The 18,946-nt window shown below is 74.9% G+C and carries 21 protein-coding genes; 18 read left to right on the top strand and 3 right to left on the bottom strand.

The genetic code is table 11. The annotated features are described in order from the left end of the window. The first annotated feature begins 107 nt into the window (after positions 1 to 107). From ABWU78_RS01890 to ABWU78_RS01865, 6 genes are all read left to right on the top strand, one after another. Positions 108 to 503, top strand: coding sequence for a DUF948 domain-containing protein (locus ABWU78_RS01890; RefSeq protein ID WP_253049331.1), 396 nt, complete (start codon positions 108 to 110; stop codon positions 501 to 503). After that, entirely contained in the window at positions 503 to 862 is a 360-nt protein-coding gene (locus ABWU78_RS01885; RefSeq protein WP_253049333.1) for a hypothetical protein, read from the top strand. Before ABWU78_RS01890 ends, ABWU78_RS01885 begins: the two co-directional genes overlap by 1 nt. A 72-nt stretch (positions 863 to 934) precedes the next feature. After that, positions 935 to 3,622 carry an alanine--tRNA ligase gene (alaS, locus tag ABWU78_RS01880; protein WP_439157402.1) on the top strand — a complete coding sequence of 896 codons (2,688 nt, stop codon included), beginning with the start codon at positions 935 to 937 and terminating at the stop codon, positions 3,620 to 3,622. Then, positions 3,619 to 4,155, top strand: a complete 537-nt coding sequence (gene ruvX, locus ABWU78_RS01875; RefSeq protein ID WP_439157401.1) for a Holliday junction resolvase RuvX — start codon at positions 3,619 to 3,621, stop codon at positions 4,153 to 4,155. The genes alaS and ruvX overlap by 4 nt, the downstream gene beginning before the upstream one ends. Further along, positions 4,152 to 5,309: an endolytic transglycosylase MltG gene (gene mltG / locus ABWU78_RS01870; RefSeq protein ID WP_439157400.1), complete on the top strand. Its 1,158-nt coding sequence runs from the start codon at positions 4,152 to 4,154 to the stop codon at positions 5,307 to 5,309. The genes ruvX and mltG overlap by 4 nt, the downstream gene beginning before the upstream one ends. Next, positions 5,306 to 6,181 carry a shikimate dehydrogenase gene (locus ABWU78_RS01865; protein ID WP_439157399.1) on the top strand — a complete coding sequence of 292 codons (876 nt, stop codon included), beginning with the start codon at positions 5,306 to 5,308 and terminating at the stop codon, positions 6,179 to 6,181. The genes mltG and ABWU78_RS01865 overlap by 4 nt, the downstream gene beginning before the upstream one ends. Positions 6,182 to 6,230: 49 nt before the next feature. On the opposite strand, the gene ABWU78_RS01860 is transcribed toward ABWU78_RS01865, so the two are convergent. Next, complete coding sequence (locus ABWU78_RS01860) at positions 6,231 to 6,926, bottom strand: prepilin peptidase (protein ID WP_439157398.1); 696 nt, start codon at positions 6,924 to 6,926, stop codon at positions 6,231 to 6,233. A gap of 177 nt (positions 6,927 to 7,103) precedes the next feature. Between ABWU78_RS01860 and aroC the strand changes: the two genes are divergently transcribed. The 3 genes from aroC (at position 7,104) to aroB (ending at position 10,149) form a co-directional block, all read left to right on the top strand. Continuing rightward, complete coding sequence (gene aroC / locus ABWU78_RS01855) at positions 7,104 to 8,321, top strand: chorismate synthase (RefSeq protein WP_253049342.1); 1,218 nt, start codon at positions 7,104 to 7,106, stop codon at positions 8,319 to 8,321. Then, on the top strand, positions 8,321 to 8,929 hold the full coding sequence (locus ABWU78_RS01850; RefSeq protein WP_439157397.1) for a shikimate kinase: 609 nt from the start codon (positions 8,321 to 8,323) through the stop codon (positions 8,927 to 8,929). The genes aroC and ABWU78_RS01850 overlap by 1 nt, the downstream gene beginning before the upstream one ends. A 101-nt stretch (positions 8,930 to 9,030) precedes the next feature. After that, positions 9,031 to 10,149, top strand: a complete 1,119-nt coding sequence (aroB, locus tag ABWU78_RS01845) for a 3-dehydroquinate synthase (RefSeq protein ID WP_353709531.1) — start codon at positions 9,031 to 9,033, stop codon at positions 10,147 to 10,149. A gap of 39 nt (positions 10,150 to 10,188) precedes the next feature. On the opposite strand, the gene ABWU78_RS01840 is transcribed toward aroB, so the two are convergent. Both ABWU78_RS01840 and ABWU78_RS01835 read right to left on the bottom strand, forming a co-directional pair. Next, on the bottom strand, positions 10,189 to 10,971 hold the full coding sequence (locus tag ABWU78_RS01840) for a glycerophosphodiester phosphodiesterase family protein (RefSeq protein ID WP_253049346.1): 783 nt from the start codon (positions 10,969 to 10,971) through the stop codon (positions 10,189 to 10,191). After that, positions 10,968 to 11,990, bottom strand: a complete 1,023-nt coding sequence (locus ABWU78_RS01835) for an alpha/beta hydrolase (protein WP_439157396.1) — start codon at positions 11,988 to 11,990, stop codon at positions 10,968 to 10,970. The genes ABWU78_RS01840 and ABWU78_RS01835 overlap by 4 nt, the downstream gene beginning before the upstream one ends. A 122-nt stretch (positions 11,991 to 12,112) precedes the next feature. On the opposite strand from ABWU78_RS01835, the gene ABWU78_RS01830 reads away from it, so the two are divergent. The 9 genes from ABWU78_RS01830 (at position 12,113) to ABWU78_RS01790 (ending at position 18,907) form a co-directional block, all read left to right on the top strand. Further along, entirely contained in the window at positions 12,113 to 12,559 is a 447-nt protein-coding gene (locus ABWU78_RS01830; protein WP_439157395.1) for a type II 3-dehydroquinate dehydratase, read from the top strand. A gap of 93 nt (positions 12,560 to 12,652) precedes the next feature. Beyond that, a complete protein-coding gene (locus ABWU78_RS01825; RefSeq protein WP_439157394.1) occupies positions 12,653 to 13,303 on the top strand; it encodes a hypothetical protein in 651 nt (216 codons plus the stop codon). Then, entirely contained in the window at positions 13,300 to 13,791 is a 492-nt protein-coding gene (locus tag ABWU78_RS01820) for a hypothetical protein (protein ID WP_439157393.1), read from the top strand. Before ABWU78_RS01825 ends, ABWU78_RS01820 begins: the two co-directional genes overlap by 4 nt. Before the next feature lie 110 nt (positions 13,792 to 13,901). Then, on the top strand, positions 13,902 to 14,465 hold the full coding sequence (efp, locus tag ABWU78_RS01815; protein WP_021482610.1) for an elongation factor P: 564 nt from the start codon (positions 13,902 to 13,904) through the stop codon (positions 14,463 to 14,465). Positions 14,466 to 14,493: 28 nt separating this feature from the next. Further along, positions 14,494 to 14,913, top strand: coding sequence for a transcription antitermination factor NusB (gene nusB / locus ABWU78_RS01810; protein WP_253049354.1), 420 nt, complete (start codon positions 14,494 to 14,496; stop codon positions 14,911 to 14,913). A 184-nt stretch (positions 14,914 to 15,097) separates the two neighbouring features. Beyond that, positions 15,098 to 15,757, top strand: a complete 660-nt coding sequence (gene pyrR / locus ABWU78_RS01805) for a bifunctional pyr operon transcriptional regulator/uracil phosphoribosyltransferase PyrR (protein ID WP_439157392.1) — start codon at positions 15,098 to 15,100, stop codon at positions 15,755 to 15,757. Further along, positions 15,754 to 16,845 (top strand): aspartate carbamoyltransferase catalytic subunit, encoded by a 1,092-nt coding sequence (locus ABWU78_RS01800; protein ID WP_253049358.1) that lies wholly within the window; start codon positions 15,754 to 15,756, stop codon positions 16,843 to 16,845. The genes pyrR and ABWU78_RS01800 overlap by 4 nt, the downstream gene beginning before the upstream one ends. Further along, positions 16,842 to 18,206 carry a dihydroorotase gene (locus ABWU78_RS01795; protein WP_439157391.1) on the top strand — a complete coding sequence of 455 codons (1,365 nt, stop codon included), beginning with the start codon at positions 16,842 to 16,844 and terminating at the stop codon, positions 18,204 to 18,206. Before ABWU78_RS01800 ends, ABWU78_RS01795 begins: the two co-directional genes overlap by 4 nt. Continuing rightward, a complete protein-coding gene (locus tag ABWU78_RS01790) occupies positions 18,203 to 18,907 on the top strand; it encodes a PH-like domain-containing protein (protein WP_439157390.1) in 705 nt (234 codons plus the stop codon). The genes ABWU78_RS01795 and ABWU78_RS01790 overlap by 4 nt, the downstream gene beginning before the upstream one ends. Positions 18,908 to 18,946: the final 39 nt, after the last annotated feature.

Here is an 18,946-nt window from a genome sequence, read left to right as displayed (position 1 = left end):
CGCGGAGTCGTGGGCACGTCCGCGAGGACCCCGCGACGAGGAGGACCGTCCCGCGCGCGGCGCGCGACGTCCGTGCACGACGCACCCTGACTGGCACTGGAGGAAGAATGTCCCTGGGAGACGTGGCCGGCCTCATCGCAGCCATCGCGTTCGTGCTGCTCGTCGGCCTGCTCGCCGTGCCGCTCCTCAAGCTCGGCCGCGTGCTCGACGAGGCGCGCGCGAGCATCAAGGAGGTGACGGACCACTCGGTCCCGATCCTCGACGAGGCCGCGACCACGGTCGCCACGACCAACAGCCAGCTCGTCAAGGTCGACACGATCACGACGTCGGCCGCCCAGGTGAGCGAGAACGTGTCCGCGCTCACGGGGCTGTACGCCGCGACGTTCGGCGCCCCGCTGGTGAAGGTCGCCGCGTTCACCTACGGCGTGCGCCAGGCGGCCGCCCGCTCGTTCGGCCGACGCCGTTCGTCGGACGGCACCGGACGTGCCGAGGGGTCGCGCTGATGCGCCGCGTCTTCTGGATCGGCGTCGGGGTCGCGATCACGGTCGTGGTCGTCGTCCGCGGGAAGAAGATCCTCGCGCGGTACGCACCCGCGTCGCTCGTGGACCAGGCGACGGAGCAGGTCAACGGTCTGGGCGAGAAGGTCGTCGAGATCGCCCGCGACTTCCGCACCGAGTTCACGCTCGCGCGCGACGCGCGCGAGCAGGAGCTCATGGCGGCGCTCCTCGCGGAGGGCCAGGAGGACCCGGACGTCGTCCGAGCGCGGCGCGCGGCCGGCCGCCACACGCGCCCGGCCGCGGGAGACCCCAGCCCGTTCGACGACACGGACGACGTCGAGGACCTCCTCGGCTACTCCTTCTAGGACCCGCGCGGCCCGGCCGCCGCGACCCACAGCAAGCACCCCGCACGACCCACCGACTGCCCGAAGGACATCATGCGCACCGCCGAGATCCGCAAGCGCTGGCTCGACTACTTCGCCGACCGCGACCACACCGTCGTGCCCTCGGCGTCGCTCGTCTCCCCGGACCCGTCCACGCTGTTCACGATCGCGGGCATGGTCCCGTTCATCCCGTACATGACGGGCGAGCAGACCCCGCCCTGGGACCGCGCGACGAGCGTCCAGAAGTGCGTGCGCACGCTCGACATCGACGAGGTCGGCAAGACGACCCGTCACGGCACGTTCTTCCAGATGAACGGCAACTTCTCCTTCGGTGACTACTTCAAGGAAGGCGCGATCACCTACGCGTGGGACCTCGTCACGGGTTCGCGCGAGGAGGGCAAGTACGGGTTCGACCCGGAGACCGTCTGGGTGACCGTCTACCACGACGACGACGAGGCGCGGCAGCTCTGGAAGCGCATCGCCGGCCTGCCGGACGAGCGCATCCAGGCCCGCGGGAAGAAGGACAACTACTGGTCCACGGGCCAGCCCGGTCCCGCCGGCCCGTGCTCGGAGATCTACATCGACCGCGGCCCGGAGTTCGGTCAGGAGGGTGGCCCCGTCGTCGACGAGGACCGCTACCTCGAGATCTGGAACCTCGTGTTCATGCAGTACGCGATCGACGACGTGAAGTCCAAGGAGGAGTTCCGGATCGTCTCGGAGCTCGCGCGCAAGAACATCGACACGGGCATGGGCCTGGAGCGCGTCGCCTACCTGCTCCAGGGCAAGGACAACCTCTACGAGATCGACGAGGTGTTCCCCGTCATCGCGGCCGCCGAGGCGCTCTCGGGCCGGCGCTACCGCGCGAACCAGGAGGACGACGTGCGCATGCGCGTCGTGGCCGACCACGTCCGCTCGGCGCTCATGATCATGAGCGACGGCGTGCGTCCCTCTAACGAGGGTCGTGGCTACGTCCTGCGCCGCCTGCTCCGCCGCTCCGTGCGCGCGATGCGCCTGCTCGGCGTCGAAGACCGCGCGATGCCCGCGCTGCTCCCCGTGAGCCGCGACGCGATGGCGCCGTCGTACCCGGAGGTCGCGACCGACTTCGAGCGCATCTCGAACGTCGCCTACACGGAGGAGGACGCGTTCCGCCGCACCCTCACCTCGGGGACGACGATCCTCGACACGGCCGTGTCGAAGGCGAAGTCCGCGGCGGGGACCGGCGAGGTGCCGGTGCTCGGGGGCGACCAGGCGTTCGCGCTGCACGACACCTACGGCTTCCCGATCGACCTCACGCTCGAGATGGCCGCCGAGCAGGGCGTCCAGGTCGACGAGAAGGCGTTCCGCGCGCTCATGGCCGAGCAGCGCCAGCGCGCCCGGGCCGACGCGCTCGCCAAGCGCTCGGGCGGGGTCGACACGGCCGCCTACGAGTCGCTCGCGTCGGAGCTGTCCGCTCCGGTGGAGTTCCTCGGCTACACCGAGTCCTCGGCCGCCGTGCGCGTGGCCGGGCTGCTCGTCGACGGCGTGCCCGCGCCCGCCGCGACCGCGCCCGCCGACGTCGAGGTCGTGCTCGACCGCACGCCGTTCTACGCGGAGGCCGGCGGCCAGCTCGCCGACCACGGCACGATCGTGCTCGACGGCGGCGCGACCATCGAGGTCGACGACGTCCAGCACCCGATCAAGGGCCTGTCGGTGCACCGCGGCCGCCTCGTCGAGGGGACCGCGGCGCTCGGCGACCCGGGCACCGCGACGATCGACCGTGACCGTCGCAAGGCGATCAGCCGCGCCCACTCGGCGACGCACATGATCCACAAGGCCCTCCAGGAGTCGCTCGGCAAGGACGCGACCCAGGCCGGGTCGGAGAACGCGCCGAGCCGCATCCGGTTCGACTTCCGGCGCTCGTCCGCCGTGCCGGCGGGCGCGCTGTCGGAGATCGAGGAGCGGGTCAACACCCAGCTCCAGGAGAACCTCGAGGTCACGGACCAGCTCATGCCGATCACCGAGGCGCGCGCGCTGGGCGCGATGGCGCTGTTCGGTGAGAAGTACGGCGACGTCGTGCGCGTCGTGTCGATCGGCGGCGACTGGTCGCGCGAGCTGTGCGCGGGCACGCACGTGCGGCAGACGGGCCAGCTCGGCCTCGTCACGCTCCTCGGCGAGTCGTCGATCGGCTCGGGCGTGCGTCGCGTCGACGCCCTCGTCGGCGACGGCGCGTACGGCTTCCAGGCCAAGGAGCACGCGCTCGTCGGCCAGCTCACCGGTCTGCTCAACGTGCGGACCGAGGAGCTCCCGGACCGCGTGGGCGCGCTCGTGTCCCGCCTGCGCGACGCGGAGAAGGAGCTGGCGCAGCTCCGGCAGTCCCAGCTCCTCGCGGTGGCGGGCACGCTCGCCGCGGGTGCGGAGCTCTCGGGCGGCACGCGCGTCGTCGTGCACGACGCCGGCGAGGTCGCCTCCGCGGACGACCTCCGTGCACTCGCGCTCGACGTGCGCGGCCGCCTCGGCGAGTCCGAGCCGGCCGTCGTGGCGGTCGGGGGCGTCGCGAAGGACCGCCCGCAGGTGGTCGTCGTGACCAACGCGTCGGCCCGTGCCGCGGGCCTTCGCGCCGGCGTGCTGGCCAAGGCGGCCGCCCAGACCCTGGGTGGTGGTGGCGGCGGCAAGGACGACATGGCCCAGGGCGGCGGCACGGACGTGTCGGCGCTGCCGGCCGCCCTCCAGGGCGTGCGCGACGGCGCCGCGGCGGCCGCGTGACGGCCGTCCCTCCACCGCCCGGTGACGACGGGCGCGTCCCCCTCCCGCGGGGGGCGCGCCTCGGCGTCGACGTGGGCAGCGTGCGCGTCGGCCTCGCGGCGAGCGACCCCGACGGGCTCGTCGCGACCCCCGTCGAGACGCTCGCGCGCGACACGAAGGCTGGGGCTGCGGTCCCGGCGGACGTCGCGCGGATCGCCGCCGAGGCCGACGAGCGCGGCGCCCGGGTGGTCTACGTCGGCCTCCCACGGCACCTCTCCGGTGGCGAGGGTGCCGCCGCCCAGGGGGCGCGGGCGTACGCTGGACTCGTGGCACGCGCCGTCGCGCCGGTGCCGGTCCACCTCGTCGACGAGCGGATGACGACGGTCAGCGCGCACCAGGCGCTGCACGCGTCGGGGCGCGCCGGTCGCAAGCACCGGAGCGTCGTCGACCAGGCAGCCGCCGTTATCATTCTGCAATCCGCTCTCGACGCCGAGCGGGGCGCGGGGGCGCGCGCCGGAGAACCTGTAGACCCGACAGGAGACCACCGACCGTGACCGACCTGTTCGAACGGCCCGCCGTCCAGGGCGAGCAGCAGCCCGCGCGCTCGTCGCGCTCGGAGCAGCGTGCCCGCCGTGCGGCGAAGAAGCGACGCCAGCGCCGGCGTCGCCGCGCCCTCGTGGTGCTGCTCGTCTCCCTCCTCGTGGTGGGCGGCGCGGGGTACCTGCTGCTCGACAACGCCTCCGACCTCTTCGGGTTCGACAACCCGCTCGAGGCGAAGGACTTCGAGGGCCCGGGCACCGACCCCGTCGACGTGGTCATCGAGCCCGGCTCGACGGGCCGCGACATGGGCGCGGTGCTCACCGAGGCTGGCGTCGTCGCCAGCTCGGCGGCCTTCGCGAAGGCGTTCGAGGAGAACCCGAACGCGGGGAAGATCCAGCCGGGCACCCACACCCTGCTCCTCGGCATGTCGGCCAAGGACGCCGTCGCGCGCCTCGTGGCGAACGACTCGCGGGTCGAGACGAAGATCACGATCCCCGAGGGCAGCACGGTCGCGCAGATCCTCGAGAAGGCGTCCTCGGTGACCGACATCCCGGTCGCGGACTTCGAGGCGGCGATGGCGGACACTGCCGCAACCGGCCTTCCCGCCGAGGCGAACGGCAACTACGAGGGGTGGCTCTTCCCGACGACGTACGTCCTCGAGCCCGAGGACAAGAACGCGCTCGGGATCATCCAGGGCATGGTCAGCCAGACGCTGATGAAGCTCGACGAGCTCGGCGTCGCACCCGAGGACAGGGAGGCCGTCCTCATCAAGGCGTCCCTCATCGAGCGGGAGGCCGGCCGCGACGAGGACCGGCCCAAGATGTCGCGAGCGATCGAGAACCGACTCGCGACGGGGATGCCGCTGCAGATCGACGCGGCGGTCGCCTACGGCACGGGCAACCCTCCCGGGTACCAGGTGACCCCCGAGGACACGCGCGACGCGTCGAACCCGTACAACACCTACGCCCACAACGGGCTCCCGCCGGGTCCCATCGCGTCCCCGGGCGCGCCCTCGATGCAGGCGGTCCTCAACCCCGAACCGGGCGAGTGGCTGTTCTGGACGACGGTGAACTACGACACGAAGGAGACGCGCTTCGCGGTCACGCTCGCCGAGCACAACCAGAACGTCGAGGCGCTGAAGCAGTGGCTCGCGGAGAACGGCGGGTGAGCGCCGCGCGCGCTCCGCGACGGGCGGCCGTCCTCGGCCACCCCGTCGCCCACTCGCTGTCCCCGGTGCTGCACCGGACCGCGTACGAGGCGCTCGGCCTCGACGGCTGGTCGTACGAGGCGATCGACACGACCGAGGAGCAGCTCCCGGCGCTGGTCAACGGGCTCGACGCGTCGTGGGCGGGCCTGAGCCTGACCATGCCGCTCAAGCACGCCGTGATCCCGCTGCTCGACCACGTCGACCCGCTCGCGAACGTCGTCGGCGCGGTGAACACGCTCGTCGTGCAGCCCACGGGCGGGCGGCGCCCGACGTTCGTCGGGACGAACACCGATGTGCACGGTCTCGTCGCCGCGTTGCGTGAGGGACTGGGGGAGCGGGGCGCCCGGACTGCCGTCGTGCTCGGCGCGGGCGCGACCGCCGCGTCGACGCTCGCGGCCCTCGCCGAGCTCGGGTGCACCGCGCCGACGGTCCTGGTGCGCTCGCTCGGGCGCACGGGCACCCTCCAGCGCGCCGCGCACCGCATGGGCGTCGAGCCGCGGTTCGAGATACTCGACTCGTCGCCCGGGCTCGTCGCCCGCCTCGCGCAGGCCGACGCGGTCGTCGCGACCCTTCCGTCGCGTGCGGCCGACCCAGTGGCCGAGGCGCTGGCACAGGCGGCCCCGCGCGTGACGGGAGTGCTGCTCGACGTCGTCTACGACCCCCGTCCCACGGCGCTCTCGGCCGCCTGGGCTGCGGCGGGAGGCATCGTCGTGGGCGGCGAGCGCATGCTCCTGCATCAGGCGGCCGAGCAGGTGCGCCTCATGACGGGAAAGGTGGCCCCGCTCGCCGCGATGGACCAGGCGCTCGAGGCCGCGCTCGGCGTCGCGGCCTGACGGCCGGTCGGAGACCGTCGGACAGGGTCGCGCGCGCCGGACGCCGCTGTCAGGCGATCGCGTACGCCCGGAGCGCTGCGTCGCCGAGCACGGCGGCGACCCCCGCCCCGACGACCATGAACGGGCCGAAGGGGACCGCGGTGTCACGGCGCGCGCGCCGCGTGACGACGAGCGCGAGCGCCCACACGCCGCCGAGCAGGAACGGCAGGACGAGACCGGCGACGAGCTCGCCCCACCCGAGCCAGGCGAGCGGCGTGCCGAGCATCCCCGCGAGCTTCACGTCGCCGAAGCCGAGGCCCGGCGGGTAGGCGATCCGGAGCGCGGCGTAGGCCCCGAAGCCCAGGAGACCGCCGGCGACGGCACGGCCGAGGGCGGCGCCGTCACCGGTGGCGACCGCGCCGGCGCCGATCAGGAGCGCGGACGCGAGCCAGGACGGCAGGACGATCATGTCGGGCAGCCGGTGCGTGCGCGCGTCGACCACGGCGACGACCGCTCCGGCCGCGGCCACGAGCACGAGGGCCGGCGTGGCCCACGACGGACCCGACCACCACGCCGCGCCGGCCGCGGCGAGCCCCGCGAGGACGGCCCCGAGCCGCCCGGCGATCCGGAGCTCGCGGACGAGGTCGTCGCCCCGGCGTCGCACCCAGGGCGGCTCGTCGTCGGCCGTCACACGCTCGACCGCCTCCGGTGCGGCGACCCGCGCCGACGTGCCGTCCGTCGTCGTCCCGTCCCCCTGCTGGACCATGCGCGGCACCGTAGCGTGCCCGCCACCGCGCGCGCCGCCATCGTCCACAGCGCGCCGGACGGTGTCTCCGCCTCCCCGATCCCCGGGTGTCGGCCGCCCGGGACCTCGTCGGCGACCGCCGGTCCGCACTGCGGGCGCCCGCCGGGACGTGGGTGCCGACGTGGGAGGATGGCGATCATGCTGCGTTGGTTGACATCGGGTGAGTCGCACGGTGAGGCGCTGGTCGGGATCCTCGACGGGCTGCCTGCGGGCGTCGAGCTCACGACGGACGACGTGAAGGCCGCGCTCGCGCGCCGTCGCCTCGGGTACGGGCGCGGGTCGCGCCAGAAGTTCGAGCAGGACGTGCTGCGTGTCCTGGGCGGGCTGCGCCACGGCGTGACCCAGGGTGGCCCGCTCGCGCTCGAGATCGCGAACTCCGAGTGGCCCAAGTGGGTCGACGTCATGTCCGCGGACCCGGTGCCGCCCGAGGCGCTGCTGGTCGACGCCGGCACGGGCGACGCGCGCGAGATCGCGCGCAACCGGCCCCTCACGCGCCCGCGCCCCGGCCACGCCGACCTCGTGGGCATGCGCAAGTACGGCTTCGACGACGCCCGCCCCGTGCTGGAGCGCGCATCGGCGCGCGAGACGGCGACGCGCGTCGCTCTCGGCGCGGCGGCCGCGAAGTTCCTCGAGCAGGCGCTGGGCGTCCGCCTCGTGTCGCACGTCGTCGGCATCGGTCCCGTCGAGGTCCCCGAGGACGCCGCGGTGCCGGGGCCCGACGACGTCGCCGCGCTCGACGCCGACCCGGTGCGCTGCTTCGACGCCGCCACGTCCGCGGCGATGGTCGCCGAGATCGACGCGTGCCAGAAGGCCGGTGACACGCTCGGCGGCGTCGTCGAGGTCCTGGCCTACGGCGTCCCGTCCGGGCTCGGCACCTACGCGCAGAGCGACCGGCGCCTCGACGCGCGGCTCGCCGCGGTGCTCATGGGCATCCAGGCCATCAAGGGCGTCGAGGTCGGCGACGGCTTCCGCACCGCGCGCCGCCGCGGGTCCGCCGCGCACGACGAGATCGAGCGCGGCGCCGACGGCCTGATCCACCGCCTGAGCAACCGCGCGGGCGGCGTCGAGGGCGGCATGTCGAACGGCGAGGTCGTGCGCGTGCGCGCCGCGATGAAGCCCATCTCGACGGTGCCGCGCGCGCTCGCGACGGTCGACGTGGTCACGGGCGAGGTCGCCAAGGCCCAGCACCAGCGCTCGGACGTGTGCGCGGTCCCGCCGGCGGCGGTCGTCGCCGAGGCGATGGTCGCGCTCGTGCTCGCGGAGCAGGCGCTCGAGAAGTTCGGCGGCGACTCCGTCGCGGAGGTCCGCCGCAACGCCGAGGCCTATCTCGCCGCGATCCCGGAGCTGCAGCGCTGATGACGCCCGTCCCTCCGGGCACGCGCCCGGTCGTCGTCCTCGTCGGCCCGCCCGGCAGCGGCAAGTCGACGGTGTCGCGCCACCTCGCGGACCTGCTGGGCCTCGCGCAGCGCGACACGGACACCGACGTCGAGACCACGGCGGGCAAGCCGGTCGCCGACATCTTCGTCGACCACGGCGAGCCGCACTTCCGCGAGCTCGAGCGCGAGGCCGTGACGACGGCGCTCGCGACCCACGACGGCGTGCTCGCCCTGGGCGGCGGCGCCGTCCTCGACGAGCACACGCAGGCCGCCCTCGCGGCGTACGTCGCGGCGGGCGGCGCCGTCGTGTTCCTCGACGTGAGCCTCGCGCACGCGGCCCCGCGCGTCGGGCTCAACCAGTCCCGCCCGCTCCTGCTGGGCAACCCCCGCGCGCGGTGGGCCGCGCTCATGGAGGCGCGGCGTCCCGTCTACGAGCGGGTCGCGACGCTGCACGTCGTCACCGACGCGCGCACGCCCGCGCAGGTCGCCCAGGAGATCCGTGCGCACCTCGCGGGCGGCGCCGACGCGGCGGACCGCGCCGCGGCGCCCACCCCCGCCGACACCCCGGCCGAACAGGAGAACGCGTGAGCGACACGACCCCCGCCCCCGACGCCCAGGCTGGCACCCGGGCAGCCACCGAGCCCGTCGACGGGCCGACCGACGCGCAGCCCACCTCCGTCCCGACGCGCGTGCGGGTCGCCGGGGACCAGCCGTACGACGTCGTCGTGGGACGGCACCTGCTCGGCGAGCTGCCCACCATGCTCGGCGACCGGGTGCGCCGCGTGCTCGTGGTCCACCCCGCGGCCCTCGCCGCGACGGCGGAGGTGATCCACGAGGACCTCAAGGCGTCGGGGTACGAGGCGTACGTCGCGGAGGTCCCGGACGCGGAGGAGGCCAAGACCGCGCAGGTCGCGGCGTTCCTGTGGGGCGTGCTGGGGCAGCTGGACTTCACGCGCACGGACGCGGTCGTGACGGTCGGCGGCGGCGCGACGACCGACCTCGGCGGGTTCGTGGCCGCGACCTGGCTGCGCGGCATCCGCGTGGTGCACGTGCCGACGACGCTGCTCGCGATGGTCGACGCGGCGGTCGGCGGCAAGACGGGCATTAACACCGCCGAGGGCAAGAACCTCGTCGGGTCGTTCCACCCGCCCGCGGGCGTGCTGTGCGACCTCGCAGCGCTCGAGTCGCTCGGGCGCTGGGACTTCGTCGCCGGCATGGCGGAGGTCGTCAAGACGGGCTTCATCGCCGACGAGCGCATCCTCGAGCTCGTCGAGGAGCACGCGGACGCGCTGAGCGCGTGGGGCACGCGCCCGACCACGGACGAGACGTGGGCCGTCGTCGCCGAGCTCGTAGAGCGCTCGATCGCGGTCAAGGCGCGCGTCGTGGGGGAGGACCTCAAGGAGGCCGGCCTGCGCGAGATCCTCAACTACGGGCACACGCTGGGCCACGCGGTCGAGCTCACGGAGCGCTACCAGTGGCGCCACGGCGCGGCGGTGTCCGTCGGCATGGTGTTCGCGGCCGAGCTGTCGCGCCTCGCCGGGAAGCTCGACGACGCGGTCGTCGAGCGGCATCGCGCGATCCTGGGCTCGCTCGGGCTGCCGCTCACGTACCGCGGCGACCGCTGGGAGCATCTCCTGTCCGCCATGCGCCGCGACAAGAAGTCGCGCGGCGACCTCCTGCGCTTCGTCGTGCTCGACGACGTCGCGCGGCCCACGCGGCTCGAGGGCCCGGACCCGACGCTCCTCGCCGCGGCGTACGCCGAGATCGCGGCCGACGCGCCGGTGGGACGCGGCCCCGTCGCGCTCTGACGCGGCGCCCGGGGAGCGCCGCGGGGAGCCCGGAGCCGCTCACGCCCACAGGCCGCGTGCGCGGAGCACGTCGCGCAGCAGGTCCGCGCGGTCGGTGACGATCCCGTCGACCCCGAGGTCCAGCAGCCGGTGCATCGTCGCGCGGTCGTTCACGGTCCACGCGTGCACCGCGACGCCCGCCCGGTGCGCGGCCCGGACGAACCCCGAGTCGACGACGCGCACCCAGCCCCCGCGCACGGGGACCTGGAGGCAGTCGACCGAGCGCGCCGCGAGCCGGGCCAGGGCGTCGGTCCGCGCCCGCCCGGCGAGGAACATGCCCAGGACCGCGCCCCGCGCCCCCGACACGGTGACGGGGCGCGAGAGCCGTGCCACCGTCGCCTCCCGGCGCGACGCCGCGAACGACGCGACGCACACGCGGTCGTGCGCGCGCGTGCGCTCGATCGCCCGCGCGACCGGCTCGGCGGCCGCCGCCGACTTCACGTCGACGTTCACGCGCAGGTCCGGCCACGTGCCCAGCACGTCCTCGAGCGACGGCACGGGCTCGGTCCCGCCGATCCGGGCCGCGCGCACGGTCCGCCACGGGAGGTCGGCGACGAGCCCGCGCGCGTCCGTCGTGCGGTCCAGCGACGCGTCGTGGAGCGCGACCGCCACGCCGTCCGACGTCGCGTGGGCGTCCGTCTCGACGTACCGCAGCCCGAGGTCGCGGGCGGCGGCGAAGGCCGCCATGGAGTTCTCCAGGCCCGCGCGCGAGAAGCCGCGGTGCGCGAGCGCGACGAACGGCGCCTCCAGGTAGCCGCCGGTGCGGCCCGCGGCGACGCTCACGCCGCGACCTGCACGACGCGCTCGTCGAGCCAGCCGGCGAGGGCCTCCAGGTAGCTCGCGCGCGGCCCGTCGGCGGAGAGCGTGAGGTCGTGCACCGCGCCGGGGACGACAAGCTCCGTCACGTCGCGCCCGAGCCGCGGGGCGAGCCGGGCGATCTGGGCGACGTCGAGCACGGTGTCGCTCGCGTCGAGGTCCCGCTCGCGGTCCGGGCTCGTCGGGTCGTCCGTCCCGGACCGCTCGGCCCGGGCGACGAGCACCGGGCACGCGACCTCCAGGCCGCGCGCCACGCGCGCGTGCCCCTGGCGTACCGCCCGCAGCCAGCCGGCTCGCACCGGCACGCCCTCGGGGCGCTTGAGCGTGGTGTCGAAGGTCCACCGGCCGCCCCGGTCCGCGAGCAGGTGCCCGGTGTACGCGGAAGGCCCCGCACTGACGACCGTCAGCGGGCTCCACGGCCCGACGGCGTCCAGCACCCGCGTCCCCACGGTCCGCTCGACCCACGACGCGCGCAGGTCGAGGAACGGGCTGTCGAGCACGAGCGCGTCGCACCCGCCCCCACCCCGGTGAGCGTGGGCCCACAGCGCCGCGACGAGGCCGCCCGTCGAGTGCGCGTGCACGACCACCGGGCCCGGCGTCCGCCGCGCGGCCGCGACCGCCACGCCGAGGTCCGCCGCGGTCTCGCGCAGGTCGTCCACGTAGTGCGGCACCTGCCCGGGGCGCAGCGACCGGCCCGCCCGCCGCAGGTCGACGCCCAGCGCGTCCCACCCCGCCTCGGCGAGCGCCCCGACGACGTGGTCCTGGAAGACGTAGTCGTTGTAGCCGTGGACGAGGACGACCGTCCCGACAGGTCGGGCTGGCCGGTGCGCGCGCCGCACGAGCGTCAGGACCGGCGGGACCGCCTCGCGCGCGCTGCCCGGGGTGGCGACGCCCGGCAGCCGCGGGGCCGGGAGCCCGAGCGACTCCCACCCCTCGACCAGCGCGTCGGGCTCCCAGCGGGCACGGGTGGCGGCGACGAGGCTCACCCCGCCAGCGTGCCCGACGGCGCCGGCCGCCGCGCGTCGAGAAGCCCGTCGCGTGCCGTGGGCCCGACCACGGCACGAGCACCCACGCGCCGCGCCCCGCGGCGCCGCTAGGCTCGGGCGCCATGGAACGCGTGCTGGTCCTCAACGGACCCAACCTCGGCCGGCTCGGAGTCCGCGAGCCAGAGATCTACGGCTCGGCGTCGATGGCCGACCTCCAGGAGTCCGCGGTCGCGTGGGGGAGCGCGCTCGACCTCACGGTCGACGTGCGGCAGACCGACGACGAGTCCGAGCTGGTGGGCTGGCTCCACGAGGCCGTCGACGCCCGCACCCACGTGGTGCTCAACCCGGCCGCGTTCACGCACTACTCCTACGCCGTGCGCGACGCCGCGGCGCAGGTCACGACCTCCGGCCTCCTGCTCGTCGAGGTGCACCTGAGCAACCCCGCGGCGCGCGAGTCGTTCCGCAGCCAGTCCGTCGTCGGCGCGGTCGCCACGGGGACGATCGCGGGGTTCGGGTTCGACTCGTACCGGCTCGCGCTCGAGGCGCTCGCGGCCCGGCTGCGGGGCTGACGCGGCGCCCTCCGTGCCGAGCGTCGGCCTTGATCCCTCTCTCTCAAGCCCTCATGCTTGATTAGACCTTCTCAAGGGCCTAGCCTGGATCTCATGTTCGTCCTCACCGTCGACCAGCGCGGGAGCACGGGCCACCCGGACCGGGTGCCCGAGGTGCTCGCGCGCCTGGGCGAGCTCCTCGACGGCCGCCCCGGCGTCGTGGTCCCGTTCGACCGGACCGTGGGCGACGAGGTGCAGGGCGTGCTCGACGACGCCGGCACCGTGGTCGAGGTCGTGCTGGACCTGCTGCGCGACGGCGGCTGGAGCGTCGGCGTCGGCACCGGGAGCGTCGACGAGCCCCTGCCCGCGGTCTCGCGCGAGGCGTCGGGAGAGGCGTTCGTGCGGGCGCGCGAGGCGGTCGAGCAGGCCAAGTCGCGCGCGGCGACGGCGCCCGTCGCCGTCCGGGGCGAGCCGTCGGCGCGGGCGGCCGAGGTCGAGGCCCTCCTGCGCCTCCTCGCGGCGGTCGTGGACCGGCGGACCGCGCCGGGGTGGGAGGCGGTCGACACGCTCGCGCGCGTGGGTGGCACCCAGAAGGATGTGGCCCGCGCGCTCGGGGTCTCCGAGCAAGCGGTGAGCCAGCGGCTGCGCGCCGCGCTGTGGCCCGAGGAGGCGGCGGTGCGGCCCGTGGTGGCGAGGCTGCTGGGCGAGCTCGGGGCGAGCCGACGGGGTGAGCCGTCGAAGGATCTGCGGGAGGGCGGGAGATGACGGACCCGGTGTCGGTCGTGCTGGTCGTGCTGGTGTGGGTCGTGGCGCTCGCGGTGAGCGTCCTCGGCGGAGGGACCGTGACGCAGTGGGTGCTGCGCGCCGCGGCACGCTCCGGCGACCCGGCCCGGGCGGGCTCCCGGCGGGCGGGGCGCGCGAGGTCGCGGGCCGCCGCGGCGGACCCGGCCTCCGTCCCCGTCCCCCCGCCGCCGCCTCCCACGACGGGACCCATCGGGACCGAGGCCGTGAAGGCGCTGCGCGGCGGCACGTGGATCGGGATCCTCGAACGGTTCGCCATCACCGGCTGCCTCCTCGCCGGGGAGCCCGGCGGGATCGCCTTCGTCGTGGCGATCAAGGGCCTCGGGCGCTACCCGGAGCTGCGGGAGCACCCGGTCGCGTCCGAGCGGTTCGTCATCGGCACGCTCGCCTCGATGTGCTGGGCGGCGACCGTGGGCGTGGTCGCGAACGCGGTCCTCGTCGCGCTCCGGTAAGATCGTCAAGGCCCATTTCCGCATCCCGTCCTCGAGGACCCTGTCGTGCCGTCCCGGCACGCGGCTCCGCGTGGGGCGGAGACCGCAGACCCTCCGACAGGAAGACGAACGTGGCGACCACCAACGACATCAAGAACGGCACCGTGCTGCGACTCGACGGCCAGCTGTGGACCGTGATCGAGTTCCAGCACGTCAAGCCCGGCAAGGGTGGCGCGTTCGTCCGCACCAAGATCAAGAACGTCATGACGGGCAAGACGATCGACAAGACGTTCAACGCCGGCCTCAAGATCGAGACGGCCAACGTCGACCGCCGTGACTTCCAGTACCTGTACCAGGACGGCGCGGACTACGTGTTCATGGACACCTCGACGTACGACCAGATCACGGTGGGTGCCGAGATCGTGGGCGACGCCAAGGACTACATGCTCGAGAACCAGAACGTCCTCATCGCGTCGAACGACGGCCAGCCGCTCTACATCGAGCTGCCCGCCTCGGTCGTCCTCGAGATCACGTACACCGAGCCGGGCCTCCAGGGCGACCGCTCCACGGGCGGCACCAAGCCGGCCACGCTCGAGACGGGCGCGCAGATCCAGGTCCCGCTCTTCCTCGAGCAGGGCACCAAGGTCAAGGTCGACACGCGCGACGGCTCGTACCTCGGCCGCGTGAACGACTGACCGCCGGCACGACGGGCTGACGACACACATGGCCGCACGCACCAAGGCGCGCAAGCGCGCGCTCGACGTCCTCTTCGAGGCGGAGCAGCGCCAGGTGGACCCGGCGACCCTCCTCGCGGAGCGCGTCGCCGACCCCGGCACCGCGCAGACCGCCCTGCCGCAGTACGCGGTCGACATCGTCGAGGGCGTGCTCGCGCACCGCGACCGCATCGACGAGCTGATCGAGACGTACTCCCACGGGTGGACGCTCGAGCGGATGCCGGCGGTCGACCGGGCCCTGCTGCGCATCGGCGGCTGGGAGATCCTCTTCAACGACGACGTCCCGGACGTCGTCGCGATCGACGAGGCCGTCGACCTCGCGCGCTCCCTGTCGACCGACGACTCGCCGTCGTTCGTCAACGGGCTGCTCGCCCGCATCGTCGAGATGAAGCCGACGATCACGGCCTGAGCGCTCCACGGCCCCGCTGCGGGCCGGCGCGACCCTCGACGCGGCGTCGGTCACAGGTGTGACCGACGCCGCGTCTTATCCGGCGGGACGCGTACCCGCCGCCGCGGCCCGCGGCGGTAGGGTGGGTGACCGTCAGACATCCTTTAATGCCCGTCCCGTGAGGCGGGGAAGGAGGTCGCCGGACATGAGCTCTGGCGCTGCTGTGCCCACACCACCCCCATCGACCCCGGAGACGACGCCCGAGGCCGGGACCGTCGTCCTGACGGCCGCCGACATCTCCCGCGCGCTGACGCGCATCGCCCACGAGATCGTGGAGCGCAACAAGGGGGCCCACGACCTCGTCCTCCTCGGGATCCCGACGCGCGGCGTCCCGCTCGCGACGCGGCTCGCCGAGCGCCTCGCCGCGATCGAGGGGACGCCCGCAGACGGCGCGCCGGACCCGCACGCCATCGTCGGCGAGCTCGACGTGACGATGTACCGCGACGACCTGCACCGCCACCCGACGCGCACGATCGGCGCGACGCGCCTGCCCGCGTCGGGCATCGACGGCAAGGTCGTGGTCCTCGTCGACGACGTGCTGTACTCCGGGCGCACGATCCGGGCCGCGCTCGACGCGATCAGCGACCTGGGCCGTCCCCGCGCGGTGCAGCTCGCGGCACTCGTCGACCGCGGTCACCGCGAGCTGCCGATCCGTCCGGACTTCGTCGGGAAGAACCTGCCGACGTCGACGTCCGAGCGCGTCAGCGTGCGCCTCGCCGAGGTCGACGGCGCGCCCGCGGACGGGTCCTCCGCGGACGCGGTCGTGATCCGGTCCGCCACCACCGGGACGGAGGCCCCCGCATGAGGCACCTGCTGTCCACCCAGGACCTCGCCCGCACCGACGCGGTGCGCATCCTCGACACGGCCGCGCAGATGGCCGCGACGCAGGCGCGCGAGATCAAGAAGCTCCCGACGCTGCGCGGGCGCACGGTCGTCAACCTCTTCTACGAGGACTCGACGCGCACCCGCATCTCGTTCGAGACCGCGGCCAAGCGCCTGTCGGCCGACGTCATCAACTTCTCGGCCAAGGGCTCGAGCGTGTCCAAGGGCGAGTCGCTCAAGGACACCGCGCTGACCCTCCAGGCGATGGGCGCGGACGCGGTCGTCGTGCGGCACCAGGCGTCCGGCGCGCCGCACCTGCTCGCCCACGCGGGCTGGCTCGACGCCGCCGTCCTCAACGCCGGCGACGGCACGCACCAGCACCCGACCCAGGCGCTGCTCGACGCGTACACGCTGCGCCGCCACCTGTCCGGGACGGGGCTCACCGCCCCCGGCGCGAGCGGCCCGGACGACGCGGCCGCGCGCGGCGCGGGCCTCGACGGGCGCCACGTGGCGATCGTCGGGGACGTGCTGCACTCGCGCGTCGCGCGCTCCAACGTGCACCTGCTGCACACGCTCGGTGCGCGCGTGACGCTCGTCGCCCCGCCGACGCTCCTGCCGGTCGGCGTCCAGACGTGGCCGTGCGCGGTCTCCTACGACCTCGACGCGACCCTCGCCGGCGACACCGCGCACGGCGGCCCGGACGCCGTGATGATGCTGCGCGTGCAGCGCGAGCGCATGAGCGGCTCGGGTGCCGGCGGGGGAGCGTTCTTCCCGAACCCCCTCGAGTACAGCCGCAAGTACGGGCTCGACGCCCGGCGCCTCGGGCTGCTCGCCGAGCACGCGATCGTCATGCACCCCGGCCCGATGAACCGCGGGCTCGAGATCTCCGCGCAGGCGGCGGACTCGCCGCGCGCCGTCATCGTCGAGCAGGTCGCGAACGGCGTCGCCGTGCGCATGGCCGTGCTCTACCTCCTCCTCGCGGGCAGCGACGAGACCGACGCCGCCCCGGCCACGGCCGTCCCGCACCCGCCCGTCCAGCCTCCCGTCGTCGAAAGGGTCCCCGCCTCGTGAGCAGCGCCGCAACCACCACGTACGTCCTGCGCGGCGCGCGCCCGCTCGGCGGCGACCCCGTCGACCTCGTGCTCTCCGGCGGCGTGATCGCCGAGATCGCGCCGGTCGGTGCCGCGCGGGCCGGGTCCGCGGACGACGAGACGGTGGTCGTCGACGCGACCGGCCTCGTCGCGCTGCCGGGCCTGGTCGACCTGCACACGCACCTGCGCGAGCCGGGCCGCGAGGACGCCGAGACGATCGAGTCCGGCACCCGCGCCGCCGCGGCGGGTGGGTTCACCGCCGTGCACGCCATGGCGAACACGACGCCCGTCGCGGACACGGCCGGCGTCGTCGAGCAGGTGTGGCGCCTCGGGCGCGACGCGGGCTGGGTCGACGTGCACCCGGTCGGCGCCGTCTCCGTCGGCCTCGCCGGCGAGCAGCTCGCCGAGCTCGGCGCGATGGCCGACTCCGCCGCGCGCGTGCGCGTGTTCTCCGACGACGGCAAGTGCGTCGACGACCCGATCCTCATGCGCCGGGCGCTGGAGTACGTCAAGGCGTTCGACGGCGTCGTCGCCCAGCACGCGCAGGAGCCGCGCCTCACCGAGGGCGCCCAGATGAACGAGGGCGTCGTCTCTGCCGAGCTCGGCCTCGCGGGCTGGCCCGCGGTCGCCGAGGAGGCGATCATCGCGCGCGACGTGCTCCTCGCGGAGCACGTGGGCTCGCGCCTGCACGTGTGCCACCTGTCCACCGCGGGCTCGGTCGAGATCGTGCGCTGGGCCAAGGGCCGCGGGATCGACGTCACGGCCGAGGTCACGCCGCACCACCTCGTCCTCACCGACGACCTGGCGCGCGGCTACGACCCGACGTTCAAGGTCAACCCGCCGCTGCGCACGGCCGCGGACGTCGAGGCGGTGCGCGAGGGCCTGGCCGACGGCACGATCGACATCGTCGCGACCGACCACGCGCCGCACGCGCGCGAGGACAAGGACTGCGAGTGGGCGGCGGCCGCGTTCGGCATGACCGGCCTGGAGACGGCGCTCAGCGTCGTCCAGCAGACCATGATCGACACCGGCCGACTCACGTGGGCCGACGTGGCGCGCGTGCTCTCGAGCGCGCCCGCGCGCATCGGTCGCATCGACACCGGCGCGCGCGCCCAGGGCCGCCCGCTCGAGGTCGGCGAGCCCGCCAACGTGACGCTCGTCGACCCGGCCGCGCGTCGGGTCGTCGACGGTGCGGGGCAGGTCACGGCGAGCACCAACACGCCGTTCCAGGGCCGCGAGCTGCCCGGCGCCGTCGTCGCCACGTTCCTGCGGGGGCGCGCGACCGTGCTCGACGGCGCACCCGTCCCGGCACCCGCGGACGCGCAGGGGGTGGGGGCGTGAACCTGCCCCAGCCCGTCGCGGTCGGCATCTGGGTCGTCCTCGGCGTCGTCCTCCTGACGCTCGTCCTCGTCGGCCGCCGGCGCCTCGTGCGTCGCTCGGCCGGCGTCGTCCCGACGCCCCCGGCGGTGCCCGCCGAGGCCGCGCGGGGCGCCGTGGTGCTCGGGCCGCTCGACGCGCTCTACGTGTCCAGCACGCTCGCGGGCGACTGGCTCGCGCGCGTCGGGGCCCACGGGCTCGGCGACCGGTCCCAGGCCCAGGCGACCGTGCACGACGGCGGCCTGCTCGTCGAGCGCAGCGGCGCCCCGGACCTGTGGGTGCCCGCCGCCGCGGTCGGGGGCGTGGCCCTCACTCCCGGGATGGCCGGCAAGTTCGTCGGCAAGGAGGCCATCGTCGTCGTGACGTGGACCGTGCCCGGTGAGCCGGTCCCTGCCGACGCGCCCGAGGTCCCGGCGAACCCTGAGGTCCGGCTCGACACGGGCCTCCTGCCCCGCCACGACCACGACGTCGCGCGCCTCCTGGAGGCCGTCCGCGGTCTCGCCGGACGAGCCGACGCCGACCGCGACGAACCCGTCGCCGCCGGCACGCACGAGCGACGACCCGGGGCGCCGAGCGGCGCCGCCCCCGCAGACCCCGCAGACCCGGCGCCGACGCGCGAGAGCGCGGCCCCCGGCACCGACGAGAACGACGAGGAAGCACCGTGACCGCCCCAGTGAACACAGCGACCACCCTGACCTCAGCGA

It is taken from the genome of Cellulosimicrobium sp. CpK407, assembly GCF_051844275.1.
Classification (GTDB): domain Bacteria; phylum Actinomycetota; class Actinomycetes; order Actinomycetales; family Cellulomonadaceae; genus Cellulosimicrobium; species Cellulosimicrobium cellulans_G.
This window is presented reverse-complemented; position numbering and strand designations above follow the sequence as displayed.

Excerpts from the sequence above, each read along its gene's own strand:
- ABWU78_RS01885 (WP_253049333.1), top strand. The coding sequence starts at position 503 with ATGCGCCGCGTCTTCTGGATCGGCGTCGGGGTCGCGATCACGGTCGTG.
- ABWU78_RS01825 (WP_439157394.1), top strand. The coding sequence starts at position 12,653 with ATGTTCGTCCTCACCGTCGACCAGCGCGGGAGCACGGGCCACCCGGAC.
- aroC (WP_253049342.1), top strand. The coding sequence starts at position 7,104 with ATGCTGCGTTGGTTGACATCGGGTGAGTCGCACGGTGAGGCGCTGGTC.
- ABWU78_RS01820 (WP_439157393.1), top strand. The coding sequence starts at position 13,300 with ATGACGGACCCGGTGTCGGTCGTGCTGGTCGTGCTGGTGTGGGTCGTG.
- ABWU78_RS01860 (WP_439157398.1), bottom strand. The coding sequence starts at position 6,926 with ATGGTCCAGCAGGGGGACGGGACGACGACGGACGGCACGTCGGCGCGG.
- ABWU78_RS01830 (WP_439157395.1), top strand. The coding sequence starts at position 12,113 with ATGGAACGCGTGCTGGTCCTCAACGGACCCAACCTCGGCCGGCTCGGA.
- nusB (WP_253049354.1), top strand. The coding sequence starts at position 14,494 with ATGGCCGCACGCACCAAGGCGCGCAAGCGCGCGCTCGACGTCCTCTTC.
- alaS (WP_439157402.1), top strand. The coding sequence starts at position 935 with ATGCGCACCGCCGAGATCCGCAAGCGCTGGCTCGACTACTTCGCCGAC.
- ABWU78_RS01800 (WP_253049358.1), top strand. The coding sequence starts at position 15,754 with ATGAGGCACCTGCTGTCCACCCAGGACCTCGCCCGCACCGACGCGGTG.
- ABWU78_RS01890 (WP_253049331.1), top strand. The coding sequence starts at position 108 with ATGTCCCTGGGAGACGTGGCCGGCCTCATCGCAGCCATCGCGTTCGTG.
- ABWU78_RS01850 (WP_439157397.1), top strand. The coding sequence starts at position 8,321 with ATGACGCCCGTCCCTCCGGGCACGCGCCCGGTCGTCGTCCTCGTCGGC.
- pyrR (WP_439157392.1), top strand. The coding sequence starts at position 15,098 with ATGAGCTCTGGCGCTGCTGTGCCCACACCACCCCCATCGACCCCGGAG.